Origin of the sequence: Flavobacterium seoulense, from assembly GCF_000695795.1 — a bacterium.
GTDB lineage: Bacteria > Bacteroidota > Bacteroidia > Flavobacteriales > Flavobacteriaceae > Flavobacterium > Flavobacterium seoulense.
Window position 1 is genome coordinate 1 of record NZ_JNCA01000039.1, and the last position, 22,046, is coordinate 22,046.

The following is a 22,046-nucleotide window of genomic DNA, read 5'->3' on the forward strand; positions in this document are numbered from 1 at the left end:
TTCGTGGTATTGTGAAGCGGTAGTACGACGCTCTGTCCACATCAGTCTCTGTTGGTCTCTTCATATCTGTATACTATCTCAGTCCCAAGTCATGTTCTTTGTCGACTATAGAAAGTTTTTCATCTTTCGTTTTTCTGTTCGTTTCTTTTTTTTAAGGAAACAGATACAACCGATATCTACACCTCTCTTTTCGTCGGCAGCGTAAGATGGGTATAATAGGATGAATCAGGATAATGCTCCGTTTCTAAACAAAACATATAAAACAAAAAAAACCCGCTAAAAAAGCAGGGTTTTTATATATATCACAAATTGAATTATTACAATTTATTTACAAATTTAGTTAACTTTGATTTCAAGTTAGAAGCCTTGTTATCATGAATAACATTTTTCTTAGCTAATCTATCAATCATAGAGATAACACCTGCTAATTTAGAAGTAGCATCTGCTTTATCAGTAGCTATTCTTAACGCCTTAATAGCATTACGAGTGGTTTTGTGCTGATATCTATTTAACACTCTTTTCTTTTCGTTACTTCTAATTCTTTTTAATGCTGACTTATGATTTGCCATTGTACTTTATCTTTATATCTTTTTAACTATTTTCTTGTAGTCCGTAGGGGAATCGAACCCCTGTTACCAGGATGAAAACCTGGCGTCCTAACCCCTAGACGAACGGACCAATTATTCCTCTAAGTTCAGTTAAGCATTCTATTCTCTAGATCAACTTGTAGTCCGTGGGGGAATCGAACCCCCCTTACCAGGATGAAAACCTGGCGTCCTAACCGATAGACGAACGGACCAATATTCCTTATTTAAGCCGGAACTGTATTTCAATTTATTTTTGTAGTCCGTGGGGGAATCGAACCCCCCTTACCAGGATGAAAACCTGGCGTCCTAACCGATAGACGAACGGACCATGCTTTACATTGCACTATGCTTTTCTGTATTGCGGTTGCAAAGATACAACTGTTTTTTAATTGCACAATAGCTAAAGCAAAAAAAATATTTTTTTTTAATACGCCTTTGCAAAAAACACTCTTTTTCCAGACGGATTACCAGTAAACACACAGGCTCCCGACTCTTCCACTCCATTTAAAGGAATACATCTAATAGTAGCCTTTGTCAATTCTTTAATTTTTTCCTCCGTTTCTGCAGTTCCATCCCAATGCGCTGATACAAAGCCTCCTTTATTCTCTAAGACATCCTTAAATTCCTCAAAACTATTTACCTCAGTAATATGAGTTTCTCTATAATCTAAAGCTTTTTTAAATAAATCTGCCTGAATTTGATCTAACAAATCACTTATAAAAGCCGCAATTCCTTCTTTAGACTTCACTTCTTTAGTCAAAGTATCTCTTCTTGCCACCTCATAAGTTCCATTTTCAAGATCTTTTGGACCAACAGCAATTCGCACAGGGACTCCTTTTAATTCCCACTCAGCAAATTTAAAACCCGGTTTATGCGTAGTTCTGTCATCAAACTTCACTGAAATACGAAGTTTTCTTAAGTCGGCAATTAACTTATTTACCTCTTCAGCTATCTGAGCTAATTGCTCATCTGTTTTATATATTGGAACAACTACCACTTGTATTGGAGCCAAGTTAGGCGGCAACACTAATCCCTGATCATCAGAATGCGTCATCACCAACGCCCCCATTAATCGGGTAGAAACCCCCCAGGAAGTTCCCCAAACATATTCTTGCTTTCCTTCGGCATTAGCAAACTTCACATCAAAAGCTTCAGCAAAATTTTGACCTAAAAAGTGTGAAGTTCCCGCCTGAAGCGCTTTCCCATCCTGCATCAAAGCTTCAATACAATATGTTTCTTCGGCACCTGCAAAACGTTCTGTTTCGGTTTTCAACCCTTTAACAACCGGAATTGCCATGAAGTTTTGAGCAAAATCAGCATATACATTCATCATTTTCTCTGATTCTTCGATAGCTTCTTTTCTTGTAGCATGAGCCGTATGCCCTTCTTGCCATAAAAACTCAGCAGTTCTCAAGAACAAACGTGTACGCATTTCCCATCGAACCACATTAGCCCATTGATTAATTAGCAAAGGTAAATCTCTATACGATTGTACCCATCCTTTATATGTAGACCAGATAATTGCTTCACTTGTAGGACGAACAATTAACTCTTCTTCTAATTTCGCATTTGGATCAACAATTAACTTCCCTGGTTTTTCAGGATCATTTTTCAATCTATAATGTGTAACTACAGCACATTCTTTCGCAAAGCCTTCGGCATTTTTTTCCTCGGCCTCAAACATACTTTTGGGAACGAATAAAGGAAAATAAGCATTTTGATGCCCCGTTTCTTTAAACATTCTATCTAATTCGGCTTGCATTTTTTCCCAAATTGCATAACCATAAGGTTTAATGACCATACAGCCTCTAACACCTGAATTTTCGGCTAAATCAGCCTTTACAACCAGCTCATTATACCATTTTGAATAATCTTCTGATCGTGTAGTAAGGTTCTTACTCATATTGAATAGTTTGGCACAAATTTTGTTTTGTTTTATTTAACTAAATAGTTTCGCAAAACTAACTATTTTTGTAATGTGCAACAATAAAAAACCCAATAGATATGAAAACTAATATTTTTTCATCCCGAAAAGCTCAAAATTATCTCTGCATTGGATTACTGAGCCTTTTTATGGCTTCTTGCGGTTCTTATCAAAATAGCTCTTATTATGAAAGTGATGGGATATATGGTGCTACAGCTAATAGAAACGTAGAAAGAAATACGCCTTCTGACAATTATTATAGAGATTATTTCAATTCGCTCCAAAATGATAGCCAGACAGAATTTATAACAGATATAGATCAATACAGTGATTTTGATTCTGTTGACGGTGATTCTTATCCAAGCTATGCTGGCTGGGGTAATAATCAAACTGGAACAATTGTTAATTATTGGGGTATGAACTCTGGATTTGGCTGGAACAACTGGGGCTGGAATAATTGGGGAATGAACTACGGTCTAGGTTGGAATAACTGGGGCTGGAACAATTATTGGGGAATGAACTACGGATTCGGTTGGAACAACTGGGGATGGAATAATTGGGGTTGGGGAATGAATTATGGATATGGCTGGAATAATTGGGGCTGGAACAACTCTTATTACTACAACCGCCCTTACAGAAACAATTACTCTTCTTATACTCCAGGCAGAAGAGCTTCTGTTCCTAATAATAATTCCAGAGAATATTCTTCTTCAAGAAATTATGCTCCATCAAGAAGCTATTCAAATGCCAGAAATAGCGCTACAAGCAGATTTGGAACAAGCAGAACACCTAATTTCACAAACCCAAGAACCTATAATAGTCAAAACAACAACTCACAGACTACTACAAACAGAAGAGGCACTACACCTGCTCAAAACAACAACTACAGCAGACAGCAACAACAGTATAACAATACCAGACAACAACAAAACAGTAACTATTCAAGAAACGAAAACTATAGCGCTCCTTCAAGATCATACAGCAGCCCTTCTTCTTATGGAGGTGGAAGCGGTAGTAGTGGCGGCGGCGGTGGCTCAAGATCATACGGAGGCGGAAGCAGAAGATAAACCATATGTGTTTACAACTTAAAAACTATTAAAATGAAAAAACATCTTTTTTTAATATTAACCGGACTTTCTTTTGGAGTAGCACAATCCCAGGAAATCAGTAATGCTTTGCGCTATTCTCAAAACAACCCAATAGGCTCAGCCCGTTATAGCGCTATGAGTGGTGCTTTTGGAGCATTAGGTGGTGATTTATCTTCGTTAAATGTAAATCCTGCCGGTAGTGCCGTTTTTGTTAACAACCAGCTTAGTTTTACCTTTAGTAATCTAGATGTTAAAAATAATTCTAATTATTTTGGTAATACCACAACTGAAAAAGCAAATTCTTTTGATATCAATCAGGCAGGAGGAGTATTTGTTTTCAACAATTATCAACCTAATAGTAATTGGACAAAAATTGCATTAGCTATAAATTACGAAAAAGCAAATGACTTTAAAAATGCTGTAGTATCAGCAGGTACTAACCCCACTAATAACATATCAGGATATTTTTTAAGTTATGCCAATGAAAACCTTAGCAGAAACCAATTTGGAATTCCTTTAAGTGTAATAAGAAACAATGATTATTTCCAATTAAATTATGCTGATCAACAAGCTTTTTTAGGATATGAAGGTTACATAATCAATCCCGAAACAGATACTGATGACAACAGAGTTTACACATCTAACGTACCCGAAGGAGGAAATTATATTCACAGAAACACTATTAATGCTGATGGTTATAATGGTAAACTTTCTTTTAACGCCGCAACTTCATACAAAGATCAACTGTATTTAGGATTGACATTAAATTCTCATTTTACTGATTTTAGACAAAATAGTTATTTTACTGAACGCAATAACAATACTACAAATAATCCTTCCAGATTAATTAACACTGCTTTTGAAAATGAAATCTACACTTACGGTTCAGGGTTCTCATTTCAATTAGGTGCTATTGCTAAATTAAATGATGAGTTACGCGTGGGACTAGCTTACGAATCTCCTACTTGGAACAGATTTAATGATGAGTTGAGACAATATCTTTATTCAACGGGCTATAGTTTTGGAAATCCACCTAATCCAGACATAACAAGTACTGATATAGATTCTAATGATTTTGTAATTTATCAAACGTATAAGTTAAGAACCCCTGGAAAAATAACCGGAAGTTTAGCTTATGTTATCAATAAAAAAGGATTGATTAGTATAGATTACAGCTCTAAAGATTATAGCAACATCGAATATTCAATAGAAGACGACAGTAGAAACGAATTGATCAATTCAGATATCTCTGACGAACTAAGAAGAGCTTCTGAAATTAGAATTGGTGGTGAATATAAAATCGAAAGATTAAGTTTAAGAGCCGGTTATCGTTTTGAAGGCAGTCCTTACAAGGACAAAAAAACAGTGGGGAATCTAAACGGTTATTCAACAGGTTTAGGATATAATTTTGGAGGAACAAGAATTGATGTATCCTATATGTATGCCAAAAGAAATTCGCAACAAGGATTCTTTAGCCAAGGCTTTACTGATGGTGCCAGAATAGGTTCTATTAATAATAATGTTTCGTTGAGTTTATTATTCGAATTGTAATCAAATTAAATTCATCAAAAAATAACCGTCTTGTCTTTTTATAAACAGGACGGTTATTTTTTTAGCCGTGAAGCAAGCGTACTATTTCTTTCTCAAAAAGTACAAAACACTATTTGCTATAGCTATCAGGAAATTCGATAAAAAAATAACTAAATCAAAACAATCCCTATAGCTATCGGCACAATTTGAATAAAAAAACGTAATTTTGCCATCCAATTTACAAACACATGAGAACCAAGTCTTTAAAAAAGAACAAAATAAACGTAATTACCTTAGGGTGTTCAAAAAACATATACGATAGTGAGGTATTAATGGGGCAACTTCGTGCCAACGGAAAAGAGGTAGAACACGAAGCTCCTGTTGAGAGAGAAGGAAATATTATTGTAATCAATACTTGTGGATTTATTGATAATGCAAAAGCTGAATCAGTAAATATGATTTTAGAATATGCAGACAAGAAAGAAAAAGGTATTGTAGACAAAGTTTTTGTAACAGGATGTTTATCTGAAAGATACAGACCTGATTTAGAAAAAGAAATTCCGAATGTAGATCAGTTTTTTGGAACTACCGAATTACCTCAACTTTTAAAAGCTTTAGGAGCCGATTACAAACATGAATTATTAGGAGAGCGTTTAACAACAACACCTAAAAATTATGCCTATTTAAAAATTGCTGAAGGTTGTGACAGACCTTGTAGTTTTTGTGCCATTCCGCTTATGAGAGGTGGGCACGTTTCTCAGCCTATTGAAAAACTAGTAAAAGAAGCACAAGGTTTAGCCAGAGACGGTGTTAAAGAGTTAATTCTTATTGCTCAGGATTTGACTTATTACGGTCTTGACCTTTATAAAAAACGTAATCTTGCTGAGTTATTAGAAGCTTTGACAAAAGTAGAAGGAATCGAATGGATTCGTTTGCATTATGCCTTCCCTACCGGATTTCCAATGGATGTTTTAGAATTAATGAAACGCGAACCTAAGATTTGCAACTATATTGATATTCCGTTACAACATATCTCTGATTCGGTTTTAAAATCAATGCGTCGTGGAACCACTCAGGCAAAAACCACTAAATTATTGAAAGATTTTAGAGCTGCAGTTCCAGGAATTGCAATTCGTACTACATTAATAGTAGGTTATCCTGGAGAAACTCAGGAGGATTTTGAAATTTTGAAAGATTTTGTTCAGGAAATGAAATTTGACCGTATGGGGTGTTTTGCTTATTCTCACGAAGAAAACACACACGCTTACTTATTAGAAGACGATGTTCCGGATGATGTAAAACAGGCTCGCGCTAATGAAATCATGGAATTACAATCACAAATTTCGTGGGATTTAAATCAGGAAAAAGTGGGTCAGGTTTTCAAATGTATTATTGACAGAAAAGAAGGAGAACACTTTGTAGGACGTACGGAGTTTGATAGTCCAGATGTGGATAACGAAGTCTTAATTGATGCTTCAAAATATTATCTAAAAACGGGTGATTTTGTAATGATTAAAATCACTGATGCAACAGAATTTGATCTTTACGGAGAACCGGTATAAAATTTAATTTTCAGCCATTTAAAAAAATAAATTATGAATAAGACACAATTTATCCTTGTATTATCGTTTGTAATACTATCTTTTAATACTGCATTTGCACAATACGGTTACGGAAATGGATACGGTGGTTATGGTGGATACGGTAACGGAATGGGAATGGGCAGAAATAGTATGAGCCAAATGGATCAGACTCCTTCTAAACCAAAAGAAATTCCTACAGAAGTTACTGTGGCTAAAATAATGGAAAAATTAAAGCCAGATTTAAATCTTGACGAATTGCAAACTATTGCTATTGGTAATGTATATACTGATATTATCAAATCGCAAACAGCGATCATGAAAGATGAAAAATTAAGCCAAACCGAAAAATCAGCTGAAATAAAAGCTCTTTTTGAAGTTAATGAGCGAAAAGTAAATGAGTATTTAAACGAAGATCAAAAACAAAAATACAAAGCACTTAAAGAAGAGCGCGGAAATACGAAAAAAGACAAGAAGAAAAAGAAATCTAAAAAAGAAGAAGAATAAAATCTTTTAATAAAGCTCATAAAAATGATCAAGCCATTTTTTTATTTATTATCTCTTACTATCCTAACGGCTTGTTCCACCAATCCGTATAAAAAAAGTGAGAAAGAATATACTACTAAGTTAAAATCCTTTCAGGTTGAAATGGCTGCCAAAGAACCCGAAGCATTACCTGTAGTTGAAAAAGTTGTAATAAGTATTGATACTGTTTATACAAAACAATTGTACACTTTTAAAGATAGTATTTTTAAAACAGGTTCAACACAATTAGACAACGGCATCCAAACCGAATGGATTAGTACTGTAAATTTCAATCTTAGAAAACCTAATTTTGTAATTCTCCATCACACCGCACAAGATTCGCTTAAGCAAACTATTGATACATTTACAAAAACACATACTCAGGTAAGTGCTCATTATATAATTGCCGATGATGGTCATGTGGTACAAATGCTAAATGACTATTTACGAGCCTGGCATGCAGGAGCCAGTTCTTGGGGAAAAAATACCGATATCAATTCGGCTTCTATTGGAATCGAATTAGACAATAATGGTAGCGAACCTTTTTCGGAAGCCCAAATTACCAGTTTAATGGCATTGTTGAGCAAATTAAAAAAGACTTATAATATTCCAGCTCAAAACATCATTGGGCATTCAGATATTGCTCCTTCCCGAAAAAGAGATCCAAGTGCTTTATTTCCCTGGAAAACTTTAGCCGAAAATGGATTTGGAATCTGGAAAGATGAAATACTTCCGCTAGCACCATTTGATTTCAATGCCGAATTAGCTTTACAAATTATTGGTTACAACACTAAAAATTTAAACGCAGCAATTACAGCTTTTAAATTGCATTATATTCCTGAAGAAGTAAATTCAATTTTAGATCAAAAAACAGTAAATACTATTTATTCTATTTACTTAAAACAGTAATTCAAATTTATCTGTAAAACCACAAAGTCCTTTGATAATCTCAAAGGACTTTTTTTATTTCTATAATTATTATCGCTAAATCTTTTGCATCATTTTAATTAAATAAAATCACAGATTACCTACTAAAATCATAGGCACGCCTATTAAAAAGGTAGGATCGCCTAGCTTTTTAATAGGCGATAGTTAGCAAAACGGTAGGCGAGCCTACTAAATTGATAAGCACGCCTACTACTTTTGTAGGCGATAGTTAACAAATCGATAGACAAGCCTATCAGAATAGCAGGCTCACCTACCTAAAACATAGGCAAGCCATGGTAATAGCATGACGTAGTATCTATTTAGTAGATTATAACATAAAAAACTGCCAAGATACTTGAAAAGCACCTTGGCAGTAAAAAAAAATTATGTTGTAATCTAAATTAAAGTTCTGTAATTCTTAGAATGCGTAAACTAATGCTATTGAAGCTTGAGAAGCAGATTTTGTTGGTGCTAAATCAGACTTAACAAATATATCATCTTTACCTGTATCTAATCTAAACTCAGGAATAACAGTTAATCCACCTGCTTTTAAGTTAGCTGATAAAGTAAAAGCTGTTACTGAAGTGTCTCCAGAATTTTCTTTGAATTTAAAGTATTCACCACGCAATCCTAAACCAAAGTTCTCAGTTACCGCTACCGAAGGATATAAAGCCACACCTGTATAACCTTGATCTCCTTCTTGAGAATAATCAGCAGAGTTTAAACCTAACTTAAATTTATCTGTTAATTGGAAAGTAGCTGTTAAATCTACAATAGTTCCGCTTACTGAACCATCCATAAAGTTAAGATATGCACTTATTGATTCTGTTGGAGCAAAAGACAATTGAGCACCTATAGCATTCAATCCTTTCATAGGATCTGCTGAATAAAAATTCCATTTGTCATTAAAAGCACCTACCATTAAACCTACTTTATCAGAGAATGCATAGTTTGCTTTTACTCCTGCATTTTGGAATGGCCCATTAGTAAACAAATATGAAGTAGAATAATGGAAGTTTCCTACTGGTGAAATTACTTCATATCCTATAAAAGTTCCCATAAAACCTGCTGTAAAGCTTAATTTATCTGTAGCTGCATAAGTAGCATACAAATTTTGGATGTGGAATGAGTTATTATCAACATCAGCTCCGTCACCATTCATAATAGATTGGTATTGACCTCTTGGTCCAAAAGAAACTTCACCCACGAAAGAAGTTTTACCAGTAGTTTTTTTCAAAGCGATATCGATCATCCCTAAAGAAACAGAATTCTGATCGGTTGCAAAACTAGTTCCAATGTTAGGTTGTTTTGCAAAATCATACTTGTAATAAACATCAGCAGAACCTGAAATTTCTAATGGGGTGTCTTGTGCAAATGTCATGCTTCCTGTAAGCGCTAAAGCTAAAATAAAAAGTACTTTTTTCATGTTGAATCTTGTTTTGGTTATTTAAATTATTTTCAATCAAAAAGAAATATTAACATATTATTCTCAGTTTTTAATACATTTTTAATCTTTTTGTTGAAGCAAATTTATCAACTTTTAGTTTTACAAAAATAAAAACCGATAAGTTTTTACCGATTTTGGCGTCGAATTATTAAAAACTAGAATTCGATTATCAAAAAATACATTTTCTTTATTTTTCAATATCAAAAAAATGATTATTCTCATGATTAAAAACACAAAACCCGTCAAAAAACACTAGCAAAACCAAAAATAAACACAGAAAACAACATAAAAAGCAATAAAAAATAGTTTATAAAAACAAACACCCCTAAAAAATAGGGGGTATGTTTAAAAAACATAAATAATAAAAATCGAAATAAAAGTATCTATAAACAACAAAACCTCCCAAAAAGGAGGTTTACTAATATATAAGGCATTATTTTATAATTAATCAGAGAGAAATAGTTTTAACTAAAACCTAAACTTCGAATAAAAAATTACAATGAAATCAAAGTACATTTAATAAAAGTCTCTTTAAACTACAAAATCAAGAGTCCAAATTCTCTTAATGTATTTATTGGTTTTGAATACCAAAACAATTCAAAATCGTCTAAAGCAATTTCAAAATCAGATTTTAACTCCTGAAAAGTATAAGCTTTAGTATTAGAAACAGAAATTTTCTGGAGAATAGTAACTAACCACTCCCCTTCGGCTTTATTCGTTTGAATAGAAAAACTTTGTTTCTTGTCATGAAAAATCAAACTCATCATTTCCCACGAATTCCCCTTCTTGGTTTTAGTAAAAATTTCAACGGTAGGTTTTCCGCCAATCCAGACTACTTTTGCATTTGGCTTTATATTAAAACCAGTATTTTCTTCGAGTGCATTAAAGATAAAATCGTCTGGAATCTTAGTCTTTGGAATCTTAAAATCAAACCATTCTTGTAATTCAAAATCAAAACAGATTCCGTGCATATAATTAAAGAGTGATTTTTTGAGTCCGAAACTAAACTTATCATGATCGATTCCTGTCGAATCTTTATAATTAATATCGTTATTAGCGAATGTTCCAATAACTTCGGTTTCTTTTTTTACACCAAATTTCTCCGGATACATTCCCACAGGACTGTGCGCCGTCATAGCAAACTGATGCCAAAAACCCGATTGTAGAATTCCAGCTTCAAATAATTGACGTACCATTTCGAGACTATCCACTGTTTCCTGAACCGTTTGCGTAGGATAACCATACATTAAATAGGCATGAACCATAATTCCCGCTTGAGTAAAATTACGGGTTACACGAGCTACTTGCTCTACCGTTACACCTTTATCTATCAATTTCAATAAGCGATCAGATGCTACTTCGAGACCGCCGGAAACAGCGATACAGCCCGAAGCTTTTAATAAGAAAGCCAAATCCTGAGTAAAACTTTTTTCAAATCGAATGTTTGTCCACCAGGTTACTGATAATTTTCTGCGAAGAATTTCAATTGCTAAAGCCCGCATTAAAGCTGGCGGAGCAGCTTCGTCAACAAAATGAAATCCATTTTGTCCTGTTTGCAAAATCAATTCTTCCATTCGATCACAAAGTAAATTAGCTGCTACGGGTTCGTAAATTTTGATATAATCTAATGAGATATCACAAAAAGTACATTTGCCCCAATAACAGCCATGCGCCATCGTGAGTTTGTTCCAGCGCCCGTCGCTCCACATTCGGTGCATTGGATTTACAATTTCGATAACCGAAATATATTGATCCAAAGGCAAATCAGAATAATCCGGAGTTCCTACCTGAGATTGTTTGTAATCAGATTTAGAAGAATTATTTCTATAAACGACTTTTCCTTCTTCTAAAAGGAATGTTCTTTTAAAAGAATCATGATTTGGATTTTCAAGACTTAAAATCAACTCTTCAATAGGAACTTCGCCATCATCAAGAGTAATGTAATCGAAAAATTCAAAAACTCTGGCATCCGAAAGCGAACGCAATTCGGTATTAGGAAAACCACCTCCCATAGAAATTTTAATTTCAGGATGATATTTTTTCACCCATTGTGCACATCGAAAAGCACTGTACAAATTCCCAGGAAAAGGAACTGAAATTAAAAAGAAATTAGGATGAATCGTTTCTATTCTTTCTTTAAGAATCGAAAAAAGTATGTTGTCTATATAGGTAGGTTCTTGCTGTAAAGCCAGATATAATTCGTCGAACGAATTCGCGCTGCGTCCCAAACGTTCAGCATAACGGCTGAAACCAAAATTAGCATCAACACATTCGACAATAAAATCAGAGATATCTTCGAGATATAAGGTTGCCAAATGTTTTGCCTTATCCTGAGTTCCCATTGTCCCAAAAGCCCAGTCCAATTCTTCCAGTTGTACAAAACGGGAAGCCTCAGGCAAATAATCTTCCTGACAAATTTGCAATGCCAAAGTTGGATTTTTTCCCTGTAAAAACTGAATAACAGGATTAATCGTTTTGATGTATTCTTCCTGTAGCGCTAGAATTCGTTTACAATTATCCGATACTGGTTCCGGATTATTAGATTGAAATAAATCAATCAAACCTTCTTTCGAAAATAATTTCAAAATTACCTCAATACCTAAATCTGCCTGAACGGCTTCTACATTTATAGTATTCAAAAATCCTTTTATATATGCAGTTGCCGGATACGGTGTATTCAGTTGGGTAAAAGGCGGAGTAATTACGAAAAGTTTTGGTTTCAAAAGAGGAATTATTTTTTTTACAAAAATAGGGGATAAATTTAGTTTCCATTCCAATGCTGATTGAAAGTTTCTAAAGCTTTAATTTCTATTACAAAAATCAATAAAATTTGAGAGTATTTAATTACATTTGAAAACTATTCTTTTAAGAGATTAATATTTATGAAAAGAACACTACTACTATTTTTATTTTTATTTTCAAGCTTTTGCTTTTCACAAGAAAATTGCAATAATGGTATTGATGATGATGGAGATGGAAAAATAGATTTAAATGATACTGATTGCATTTGTAATAATGCAACAACTTCACTACTTCAAAATCATTCCTTTGAAGAAAAAACGGGTTGCCCACAAGGATATGATGACATCCCTACGATGAAATATTGGTATAAAGGAACAATCCCTGCTCCAGAATATTTACACAAAGATTGTTTTATTTTTAATACTCCTATTTACGAGAAAAAACTTCAAAATTTCCCTGATGGAAATGGAATTATTGGAGCTCTATATAAGGATAACAAAAAAGAATATATAGCTACTAAATTATCTACTCCATTAATTCCAGGAATAAACTACCAGTTAACACTGAATATTGCTACACTAATGAGTATTTACTCTACTTACTTAACTAAAAAATCTGATTTTAATTTTTTAGAACCTACTTACGTAACGCTTTACGGTTGCAATAATAAAGATAATTTTCCTTTATATACGAATAAAGATCCAAATACATATGATTCATCCTGGATTGAAATTGGAAAGGTATTATACCAACCACAATCTGTTTGGAGTGAAGTCACAATCAATTTCTCTCCAAATATTGATATCAATGCTATAATGCTGGGACCAGAAAAAAACTTACCTACGTCTTTTAACACAGATTACGAACCTTCTTTTTTATATGACAATTTAAGATTAAATACTGCTGAAAATTTTGGTGTTACTATAACTCAGAGTGGTGCTTTTTGTAATAATGATTTAGTATTGAAAGCTAATCTTAACAAAGCAATGTCTCTACCAACAACATTTCAATGGTACAAAAATGGCATAGCAATAAATGGAGCAACTAATCAATCTTATTCAATTCCTGCAATTAATACTAATCTGGGAGAATATGCTGTAAAAGTTACGGATGTTAACAATTGTTTTATAAGTTCAAATTTAACAATAAACAATTCCATACCTAAGCCATCTGTAACAGTTATACAGCCTTCATGCCAAGATACAAATGCATATATTAAGGTCAACGAAACAGGAGTAGAATATAGTTTTGAAAAAAAAATGCTTTACGATGGTTACTACGATACAAAAGAATTAGTTTGGCAAACAGATGCTAACTTTACCACTAAAGATTATGGCATATATTATGTTCGGACAAGGACCAGTTCAGGATGTATATCTACACCTACAATTGTAACAATTGATATCCCAACATTGCTAGACAGACCCGCATTTTCAATTACTCAACCAACTTGTAGTTCTGGTGGAACTATTACTATAACAACTCCAGGATCCCAATATAGTTTTGATGATGGTTTAACTTGGAAAAATAATGCAACAAAGACTAATTTACCACCCGGTAATTATTTCATCAAAATAAAGAACAACTCAGGTTGTGAATCCTATGCACAAAGTGTTTTTCTTTTCGAATATTATATTAATTCTCCAACCTATATTGTAACACTACCTACATGTAATGAAGGTGGAAGTATTACTATTACTACATCTGCTACTGAATATAGCTTTGATAATGGTGAAACTTGGTCAACAAATCCTACAGCAACAAATTTACTGCCTGGTTATTACAATGTTAGAATTAAAGATGAATTTGGTTGTGAATCAAAACCATTCGTAAATCAAATTTATTTTGAGCGTTTTTCAATACCTTCCCCTGAAATTAAAGTTACACAACCTGATAAGTGTGACAAAACCGGCAGTATAACATTTTTAAAAACTGCAGCTCAATATAGCCTTGATGATGGCGCAACATGGACAAATAATCAAACAATAAACAATTTACCTGTTGGTGGTAGCTATATAATTAAAACCAAAAATGAACTTGGATGTGAATCAGAAAGAAATTATGCTACAATTTATCCTTATCATTTACCTACGCCAAGTTATACAAAAACAAATCCTACTTGTGAAAAAAATGGCAATTTAACTATAACTACAAATGCATTCGAATATAGTTTTGACAATGGTAAAACATGGACAAAAAATCCAACTATAACAGTTCAAAATGGAACAGAATATTCTTCATTTCCAATAATGATCAAAGATGAAATGGGATGTACATCTATACCACAATATATTACTGTTTATTCAGATATATATTTAGACTTTTACCCTGAATATAAAATTATTAAAGGGGCTACTTGTGATTCTGGTGCTAGTATTACCATTACAACTGCAGCAGCTGAATATAGTTTTGATGGTGGGGATACTTGGTCTAAAAACCCTACTGCTACTAATTTACTTGGAGGTAATTCTTACGCATTAAAAGTTAAAGACAGTTATGGATGCGTATCTTATTACAAAATGATATATATACCCTTCAATGTAAACGAATCCTATTTGAATATCCCTACTTATACAATTATACAGCCCAGTTGTGAAAATAAAAAAGGAACAATCACAATTACAACTCCGGCTTCATTCTATAGTTTTGATGGCGGAGAAACATGGGGGACAAATCCAACAAAATCAAATCTGGAAGAAGGTAATTATGAAATTGTAATAAAAAATGAAACAGGATGTAAAAGTTTTCCTTTCAACATACACATTTATTCATACTTTCTTGACACTCCTAATTATAAGATTGTGCAACCTACTTCATGTGAAACTAATGCTACGGGAAGTATTACAATAACAAGTCCTGCCGATTATTATAGCTTCAATAATGGTAAGACCTGGACAACCAATCCAACCGCTACAAATTTACCAGTAGGTTTTAAATATCAATTAAAAATAAAAAATAATTTAGGTTGTGAATCTGAAAGAGTTATAGTTGAATTTACTCCAGTAAAATTAAGACCAGCTGAATATACTGTTGTTTATCCATCTTGTGGTAAAGGTGGTAGTATTACTGTAACTACTCCGGCGCCATTTTACAGTTTTGATGGTGGTGAAACTTGGGGCACTAATCCAACAGCCTCAAATTTACCTGAGGGTCATTATTATCCTCATCCTCTAATAAAGAATGAACTAGGATGTGTATCTCAATCTAGTTATTCTATCAACTTTCATGTTTTTAACATAGTTCCATTAAATATACAAATAACTCAGCCTACATGCGAATCCAAAAACAAAGGTAGTATTAGTATTAATACTCCTTTCGAACAATATAGTTTTGATGATGGCAGAACTTGGAGTCAATACAACACCGCAACAAATTTAGCTCCCGGAAATTATACTATCAAAGTAAAAAACAATTTAGGTTGTCAGAATTGGGGGTATAGTACCGTAACATTATACCCTTTTTATTTACCTATTCCAAATTACACAAAAACTAATCCTACTTGTGGAATAGCAGGAAGTATTACAATAACAAACACAGAAGCTTTCTATAGTTTTGACAATGGAGAAACATGGGGAACAAATCCAACAAAATCGAACTTAACTGATGGAAATTATATTATAAAAACAAAAAATGAATTAGGATGCGAATCCCATCCTCAATACATTAATTTACCTAAATTTTACCTTAATCAACCAACAAACACAATTATACAACCAAATTGCGAATCATTAGGAAGCATAACTTTTACAACAATTGCTAGTCAATATAGTATAGACAATGGTATTAATTGGTCATCAAATGCAAGCTTTACCAACTTAGTACCCGGAAATTATTATTTAAAAATAAAAAATGATTTAGGATGTGAATCGAATTATAAATCCGTTACTCTTTACAACGTAAATTTACCAGCTCAAACACCAACTATTTCAATCCAACAACCTAGTAGCTGTACAACTTCCAAAGGAAAAATATCTATAACTACTAATGCTAATCTATATAGTTTTGACAATGGACTTAACTGGTCTTCCAATCCTACTGCTACAGATTTAGCTGTAGGTGACTATTTTATTAAAATTAAAAACAGTTCTACTGGTTGTCCTTCTCCTTCTGTTAAGGCAACTATAAACCCACCTCTTGATGCTATCGGAATACCAACTTATACAATTTATCAACCAATAAGCTGTACAAATCCCTTTGGAACAATTAATATAACAACAGTTACTAGTGCTTATAGCTTTGATAATGGATTACATTGGACAACGAATCCAAATTCTGGAAATTTACCTTCCGGACAATACAAAATCAAGACTAAAAATTCGGCAGGCTGTGAATCAGAACCAGTTACAATTCAAATAAATGCTCCTACAGATTTTCCTAATATCCCAATCTATAGTATTTCTCAACCAGATTGTAATAATTTTAAAGGCAAAATTACAATTACCACATTAGCAGCTGAATATAGTTTTGATAATGGTATCACTTGGAACACTTCTGCTATTTCAACTTTATTAAATCCAGGAGAATATTTTTTGAAGATCAAAAATGCTAATGGCTGTATTTCTCAAGCTAATAAAGCGACAATAATCCCTTTTGTTAGTTGGATTTCTAAACCCATAATAAATTATCCCCAAACCTTCTGCATCCAACAAAATGCAACTCTAAACGATATTGCAATTACTGGACAAAATGTAAAATGGTATGATGCTTTAACCAATGGAACCAATTTACTTGGAACAACTTCTCTAGAAAACGGAAAAACCTATTACGCTTCGCAAACTATAAATAGTTGTGAAAGTGAAAGAATAGCTGTTTCGATAAACATTCAAAATACACTGCCACCAACAGCAGATACCAATCAGTCTTTTTGTACTGGTTCGAATCCAACAATCGCTAATATTCAAATTACAGGAAATACAATAAAATGGTATGATGCTTTAAGCAATGGTTCCTTATTAGCAGAAACAACTAATCTTATTGATGGAAAAACTTATTATGCTTCGCAAACGATTAATAATTGCGAAAGTGAAAGATTCGGAATCACCGTTTCTATTGTTAATACCCCTACTGTTCCGACAGTAAATACGACACAATCTTTTTGTAAAAGAGAAAATGCAACATTAGCAAATGTTCAAATTTTGGGACAAAATATAAAATGGTACGATACTAATTTTTCGGCTACAACTTTACCAAATACCACTTTATTAGAAAATAACAAAACGTATTATGCTTCGCAAACTATTGGCTGTGAAAGCGACAGAATTCCTATTATAATTCGCGTTTATGACACTCCGTTACCAAGTGCGAGTAATAACCAACAATTTTGTATTGATGAAAATGCAACTATTACGAATCTTACTATTACAGGTTCGAACATTAGATGGTATGATGAATCAACCAATGGAACTGTTCTAACAACAACAACCTCATTGCAAAATGGCAAAACCTATTATGCTGCTCAAACATTAAATAATTGTGAAAGTGAAAGATTAGCAATTACAGTAAACATTCAGGATACTCCTGTCCCAATTGCCAATTCTCCACAAATATTCTGCATCCAAAAAAATGCAAAAGTTAGCGATATTGTCATTGCTGGGCAAAATATAAATTGGTTTGAAACTGAGGCATCTTCAGTCAATTTATCTGAATCTACTTTATTAGAAAACGGAATTATCTATTATGCTTCACAAACCATAAACGGTTGCGAAAGTAATCGGATTCCTGTTTCAATAACTATTCTTGGAGCCACCACTACAGAATGTATTAATTATGTTGATGAACTTCCGTATCCAAAATTCTTTACCCCAAATAATGATGGCTACAATGATACCTGGACTATTGATTTTGCCTATTTGAAACCAAATACCGGAATTCAAATATTCGACCGATATGGTAAATTAATAAAAGTGTTGTTACCAAATGGATCCTGGAATGGACAATTCAATAATCAGGAATTACCCGCAACCGATTATTGGTTTATAGTAACCAGAGCAAATGGACAAGAATACAAAGGCCATTTTAGTTTAAAAAGATAAAATTTACTGTTCGTTTAGTATTGAATCAAAAAAAATGGGCGCAAAGTGTAATAAACTTTGCGCCCATTTTGTAAACCTTAGCGAGCTTTGTGATTAAAAAATTAAAACTTATGCTCTTGCTTGCTAATAACAAATAATGAAATTAACGAAATACAAGCAGCAATTGTTAGATACATTCCTACAGAACCTATTCCGTATTGATCAGACAACCAAATAGCTGCCATTGGCGCAAAAGCTGCACCAAGAATTCCTGCCATATTAAAAGTCAACGAAGCGCCTGTATAACGAACAGTTGTTGGAAATAATTCAGATAAAAATGTTCCTAATGGTCCATAGATAAATCCCATTAAAGACATTCCTAAACACACAAAAGCAGTTACTAACAAAGTATTATTTGACTTCAAAAAGAATGGAAATAAAAATCCAAAAACAGCAATAGCTATAGTTGTATAAATTAACATCTTTCTTCGTCCTATCTTATCAGCAGCTAAGGCTGAAATAGGGATGAATATCGCAAAAAACAACACTGAGAACAACTGTATCAACAGTGCTTCTCGATTAGAAAATCCTAAACTCTTTGTATTCCAGTTTAACATAAAAACCGTCATTAAATAAAACACCAAAAAAGTGGTTATGGCTGCCAATGTACCAAAAATCAATTGATTCTTATATGATTTTAATAAAGTAAAAAACGGAACTCTAACTTCTTTTTGCTCTTCTTTAGAATTCTCGAATGAAGGTGTTTCGGTAATTTTTGTTCTAATATAAAAACCAACAATTACCAAAAGCGCACTGGCAATAAATGGAATTCTCCAGCCATAATCCATAAAATCTTCGCTGCTCATTGTATCTGTCAAAATCAAAAATGTTCCTCCTGATAACAACAAACCTATTGGAGCTCCTAATTGCGGGAACATTCCATACCAGGCACGTTTATTAGGCGGAGCATTTTCGATAGCCAATAAAACAGCTCCTCCCCATTCGCCTCCTAAACCAACGCCTTGACCAAATCGACAAAGCATTAATAAAATTGGTGCTAAAACTCCAATACTTGCATAACTTGGTAAAAATCCAATACTAATTGTTGAAAGTCCCATGGTTAATAAAGCAACGACCAAGGTTACTTTTCTTCCTACTTTATCACCATAATGACCAAAAACTGCTGAACCTAGTGGTCTGGCCAAAAAAGCAATAGAAAAAGTAGCTAAAGATTCTAAAGTAGCCACTGTAGCATTAGCCCCAGGGAAAAATAATTGTGGAAATACTAATACAGCTGCATTAGCATAAATATAAAAATCAAAGAATTCTATCGTTGTTCCTATCAAACTGCCAAAAAGTACGTGTTTTAAGGAATTCGTTTTTACAGACTGTTCTTTCATCATCAAATAATTAGGTTAAAAATCGTGTAAAAGTCCTCCTTATTTTTGAAAGCCACAAATATTTAGTTCCAATATTTTTTGGTAATTTTACTAAAAAGAATTTTAAACATGCCCAACGACTGTATAAGCTATCAAAAATCAGGATATTTTTCTCCCTTGATGAATGATTATTTAGATAAAAAAACAAATTTAGACTCCTTATATAATAGATTTCCAACTATTGAAAATTTTGAAGCTCAAATTGCAGAAAAACAAGCCAATTTTAATCACAACAATAGAGTAAACCTGGTTGCTGTTTTGCAAAAACAATACGATGGAATTGAAATATCGCAACTAACTCAGCAAAATATTGAATCTTTAAAGGTCAGTAATACTTTTACGGTAACAACCGGCCATCAATTAAACCTATTTTCTGGTCCGCTATATTTTTTATACAAAATTATCTCAACCATAAATCTCACAACTGAATTAAAAGTAAAATACCCTGCTTATAATTTTGTGCCCGTTTATTGGATGGCAACAGAAGATCACGATTTTGAAGAAATCAACTATTTTAACTTTAAAGGAAAAAAATTCCGTTGGAATAAAGAAAGTACTGGTCCAGTAGGCAGGCTTTCCACTGAAGGTTTAGCCGATTTTTTCGAAATTTACGAACAAGAATTAGGTTCAAGTACGAATGCCGAAACTTTAAAAAAGCTTTTTCAGGAAAGTTATTTAAAACACGACAACCTTGCTGACGCTACACGATATTTAGCAAATAATTTGTTTGGTTCACATGGTTTGGTAATTATTGATGCTGATGACACTGCCTTGAAACAAAATTTCGCACCTTATATTAAGGAAGAATTACTGCAGCAAACAGCTCACAAAAAAGTACTGGAAACTATAGAAAAGTTGAAAGATTACAGTATTCAGGTAAATCCGCGAGAAATCAATTTATTTTACATTGAAAATGATTTACGCGAACGAATTATTTTTGAAAACGGAAATTTCAAAGTAAACAATACCAAAATTGAGTTTTCTGAAACTGAAATTTTAGCTTTATTAGCAACTCATCCTGAAAAATTTAGTCCTAATGTCATTATGCGTCCTTTGTATCAGGAAGTCATTTTACCTAATCTTTGTTACATTGGCGGCGGTGGAGAAATTGCTTATTGGCTCGAATTAAAATCGTTTTTTGATGCAGTGAATGTTACTTTCCCAATTCTTTTGGTTCGAAATTCAGTTCTTTTGGTAAATAAAAAACAAGTTAAAAAAGCTGATAAGTTAGAATTGAGTTGGAACGACTTATTTTCAAAACAAAATAATTTGGTAAAAAACAAAGTACTTGTATTATCCGAAATAGATATTGACTTATCTCTTTTAAAAATTCAATTAGAATCACAATTCAATATTTTACACGAAATAACGACAAAAACAGATCCTTCCTTTGCCGGAGCAGTCAAAGCTCAGGAAATAAAACAACTTAAAGGACTCGATAACCTGGAAAAACGTTTGCTTAAAGCACAAAAAATAAAATTAAAAGATACTTTAGACCGAATAGCTGATTTACAAAACGAATTATTTCCTAATCAGGGATTACAGGAACGACAAGCTAATTTTTCAGAATTTTATGTTGAAAATGGAAATAAACTGATTTCAAAACTTATCGAATGTCTCAAACCATTAGAGCAACGTTTTGATATTATTACTTTATAAAATTTAACAAAAGAGCGTAATTTATGACTTAATTAATAGTTAAATCAGGAGGAGTTACGTTTAAAAAAAGTTACTTTTATAAAAAAGAAATAAAATAATGACAACCACCAGAACTTTTACAATGATTAAACCCGATGCTGTTGCTAATGGACACATCGGAAATATTCTTGCCATGATTACTAATGCAGGATTTAAAATTGTCTCTTTAAAATTAACTCAACTTACTGTAAGTGATGCACAGGCTTTTTATGCTGTTCACGCAGCAAGACCTTTCTACGGAGATTTAGTAGAATTTATGTCAAGCGGACCTATTGTTGCTGCTACATTAGAAAAAGAAAATGCTGTTGCCGATTTTAGAACACTTATTGGTTCTACAAATCCGGCTGAAGCTGCCGAAGGAACTATTCGAAAATTATATGCTACTTCACTAAGCCAAAATGCTGTTCATGGTTCAGACAGTGATGAAAATGCAGCTATTGAAAGTACTTTTCATTTTGCGACCAGAGAAGAATTCTAGTTATCAGTGTTCAGTTTTTAGTATTCAGTAGTACATTTGACAATCTCAGATAAAAAGAAAATCCAGTTTC

General features: G+C 33.1%; 13 protein-coding genes and 3 tRNA genes. 8 read left to right on the forward strand and 8 right to left on the reverse strand.

Going from position 1 to position 22,046, the window contains the following annotated elements; translation table 11 throughout:
- Positions 1–317: 317 nt before the first annotated feature.
- The 5 genes from rpsT to proS all read right to left on the reverse strand — a co-directional run bounded on the left by rpsT (position 318) and on the right by proS (position 2,490).
- Positions 318–569, reverse strand: a complete 252-nt coding sequence (gene rpsT / locus FEM21_RS15715; RefSeq protein WP_035662583.1) for a 30S ribosomal protein S20 — start codon at positions 567–569, stop codon at positions 318–320.
- Positions 570–606: 37 nt separating this feature from the next.
- Positions 607–678: transfer RNA gene (locus FEM21_RS15720), tRNA-Glu, on the reverse strand.
- Positions 679–727: 49 nt separating this feature from the next.
- A tRNA-Glu gene (locus tag FEM21_RS15725) sits at positions 728–799 on the reverse strand.
- Between the two features lie 44 nt (positions 800–843).
- A tRNA-Glu gene (locus FEM21_RS15730) sits at positions 844–915 on the reverse strand.
- Positions 916–1,011: 96 nt separating this feature from the next.
- Positions 1,012–2,490, reverse strand: coding sequence for a proline--tRNA ligase (proS, locus tag FEM21_RS15735; protein WP_035662585.1), 1,479 nt, complete (start codon positions 2,488–2,490; stop codon positions 1,012–1,014).
- Between the two features lie 101 nt (positions 2,491–2,591).
- On the opposite strand from proS, the gene FEM21_RS15740 reads away from it, so the two are divergent.
- The 5 genes from FEM21_RS15740 (at position 2,592) to FEM21_RS15760 (ending at position 8,143) form a co-directional block, all read left to right on the forward strand.
- Complete coding sequence (locus tag FEM21_RS15740) at positions 2,592–3,578, forward strand: hypothetical protein (RefSeq protein ID WP_035662588.1); 987 nt, start codon at positions 2,592–2,594, stop codon at positions 3,576–3,578.
- 33 nt (positions 3,579–3,611) lie between these two features.
- Positions 3,612–5,150, forward strand: coding sequence for an OmpP1/FadL family transporter (locus FEM21_RS15745; RefSeq protein ID WP_035662590.1), 1,539 nt, complete (start codon positions 3,612–3,614; stop codon positions 5,148–5,150).
- A 227-nt stretch (positions 5,151–5,377) separates the two neighbouring features.
- Positions 5,378–6,691 carry a 30S ribosomal protein S12 methylthiotransferase RimO gene (gene rimO, locus FEM21_RS15750; RefSeq protein WP_035662592.1) on the forward strand — a complete coding sequence of 438 codons (1,314 nt, stop codon included), beginning with the start codon at positions 5,378–5,380 and terminating at the stop codon, positions 6,689–6,691.
- Positions 6,692–6,724: 33 nt separating this feature from the next.
- Positions 6,725–7,216: a hypothetical protein gene (locus FEM21_RS15755; protein ID WP_035662594.1), complete on the forward strand. Its 492-nt coding sequence runs from the start codon at positions 6,725–6,727 to the stop codon at positions 7,214–7,216.
- 24 nt (positions 7,217–7,240) lie between these two features.
- Positions 7,241–8,143, forward strand: a complete 903-nt coding sequence (locus FEM21_RS15760; RefSeq protein ID WP_035662596.1) for an N-acetylmuramoyl-L-alanine amidase — start codon at positions 7,241–7,243, stop codon at positions 8,141–8,143.
- A 436-nt stretch (positions 8,144–8,579) separates the two neighbouring features.
- Here the strand turns inward: FEM21_RS15760 and FEM21_RS15765 are convergent, their stop codons facing one another.
- A complete protein-coding gene (locus FEM21_RS15765; RefSeq protein ID WP_035662599.1) occupies positions 8,580–9,587 on the reverse strand; it encodes an outer membrane beta-barrel protein in 1,008 nt (335 codons plus the stop codon).
- 557 nt (positions 9,588–10,144) lie between these two features.
- Positions 10,145–12,331 (reverse strand): B12-binding domain-containing radical SAM protein, encoded by a 2,187-nt coding sequence (locus FEM21_RS15770; RefSeq protein ID WP_035662602.1) that lies wholly within the window; start codon positions 12,329–12,331, stop codon positions 10,145–10,147.
- 159 nt (positions 12,332–12,490) lie between these two features.
- Here FEM21_RS15770 and FEM21_RS15775 point away from each other — a divergent pair, with 159 nt between their 5' ends.
- Positions 12,491–18,382: an Ig-like domain-containing protein gene (locus FEM21_RS15775; protein WP_035662605.1), complete on the forward strand. Its 5,892-nt coding sequence runs from the start codon at positions 12,491–12,493 to the stop codon at positions 18,380–18,382.
- Between the two features lie 101 nt (positions 18,383–18,483).
- On the opposite strand, the gene FEM21_RS15780 is transcribed toward FEM21_RS15775, so the two are convergent.
- Positions 18,484–19,764, reverse strand: a complete 1,281-nt coding sequence (locus FEM21_RS15780; protein ID WP_236353694.1) for an MFS transporter — start codon at positions 19,762–19,764, stop codon at positions 18,484–18,486.
- Between the two features lie 105 nt (positions 19,765–19,869).
- Here FEM21_RS15780 and bshC point away from each other — a divergent pair, with 105 nt between their 5' ends.
- A complete protein-coding gene (gene bshC, locus FEM21_RS15785) occupies positions 19,870–21,459 on the forward strand; it encodes a bacillithiol biosynthesis cysteine-adding enzyme BshC (RefSeq protein WP_035662614.1) in 1,590 nt (529 codons plus the stop codon).
- A 97-nt stretch (positions 21,460–21,556) separates the two neighbouring features.
- Positions 21,557–21,976 (forward strand): nucleoside-diphosphate kinase, encoded by a 420-nt coding sequence (locus FEM21_RS15790; protein ID WP_035662608.1) that lies wholly within the window; start codon positions 21,557–21,559, stop codon positions 21,974–21,976.
- Positions 21,977–22,046: the final 70 nt, after the last annotated feature.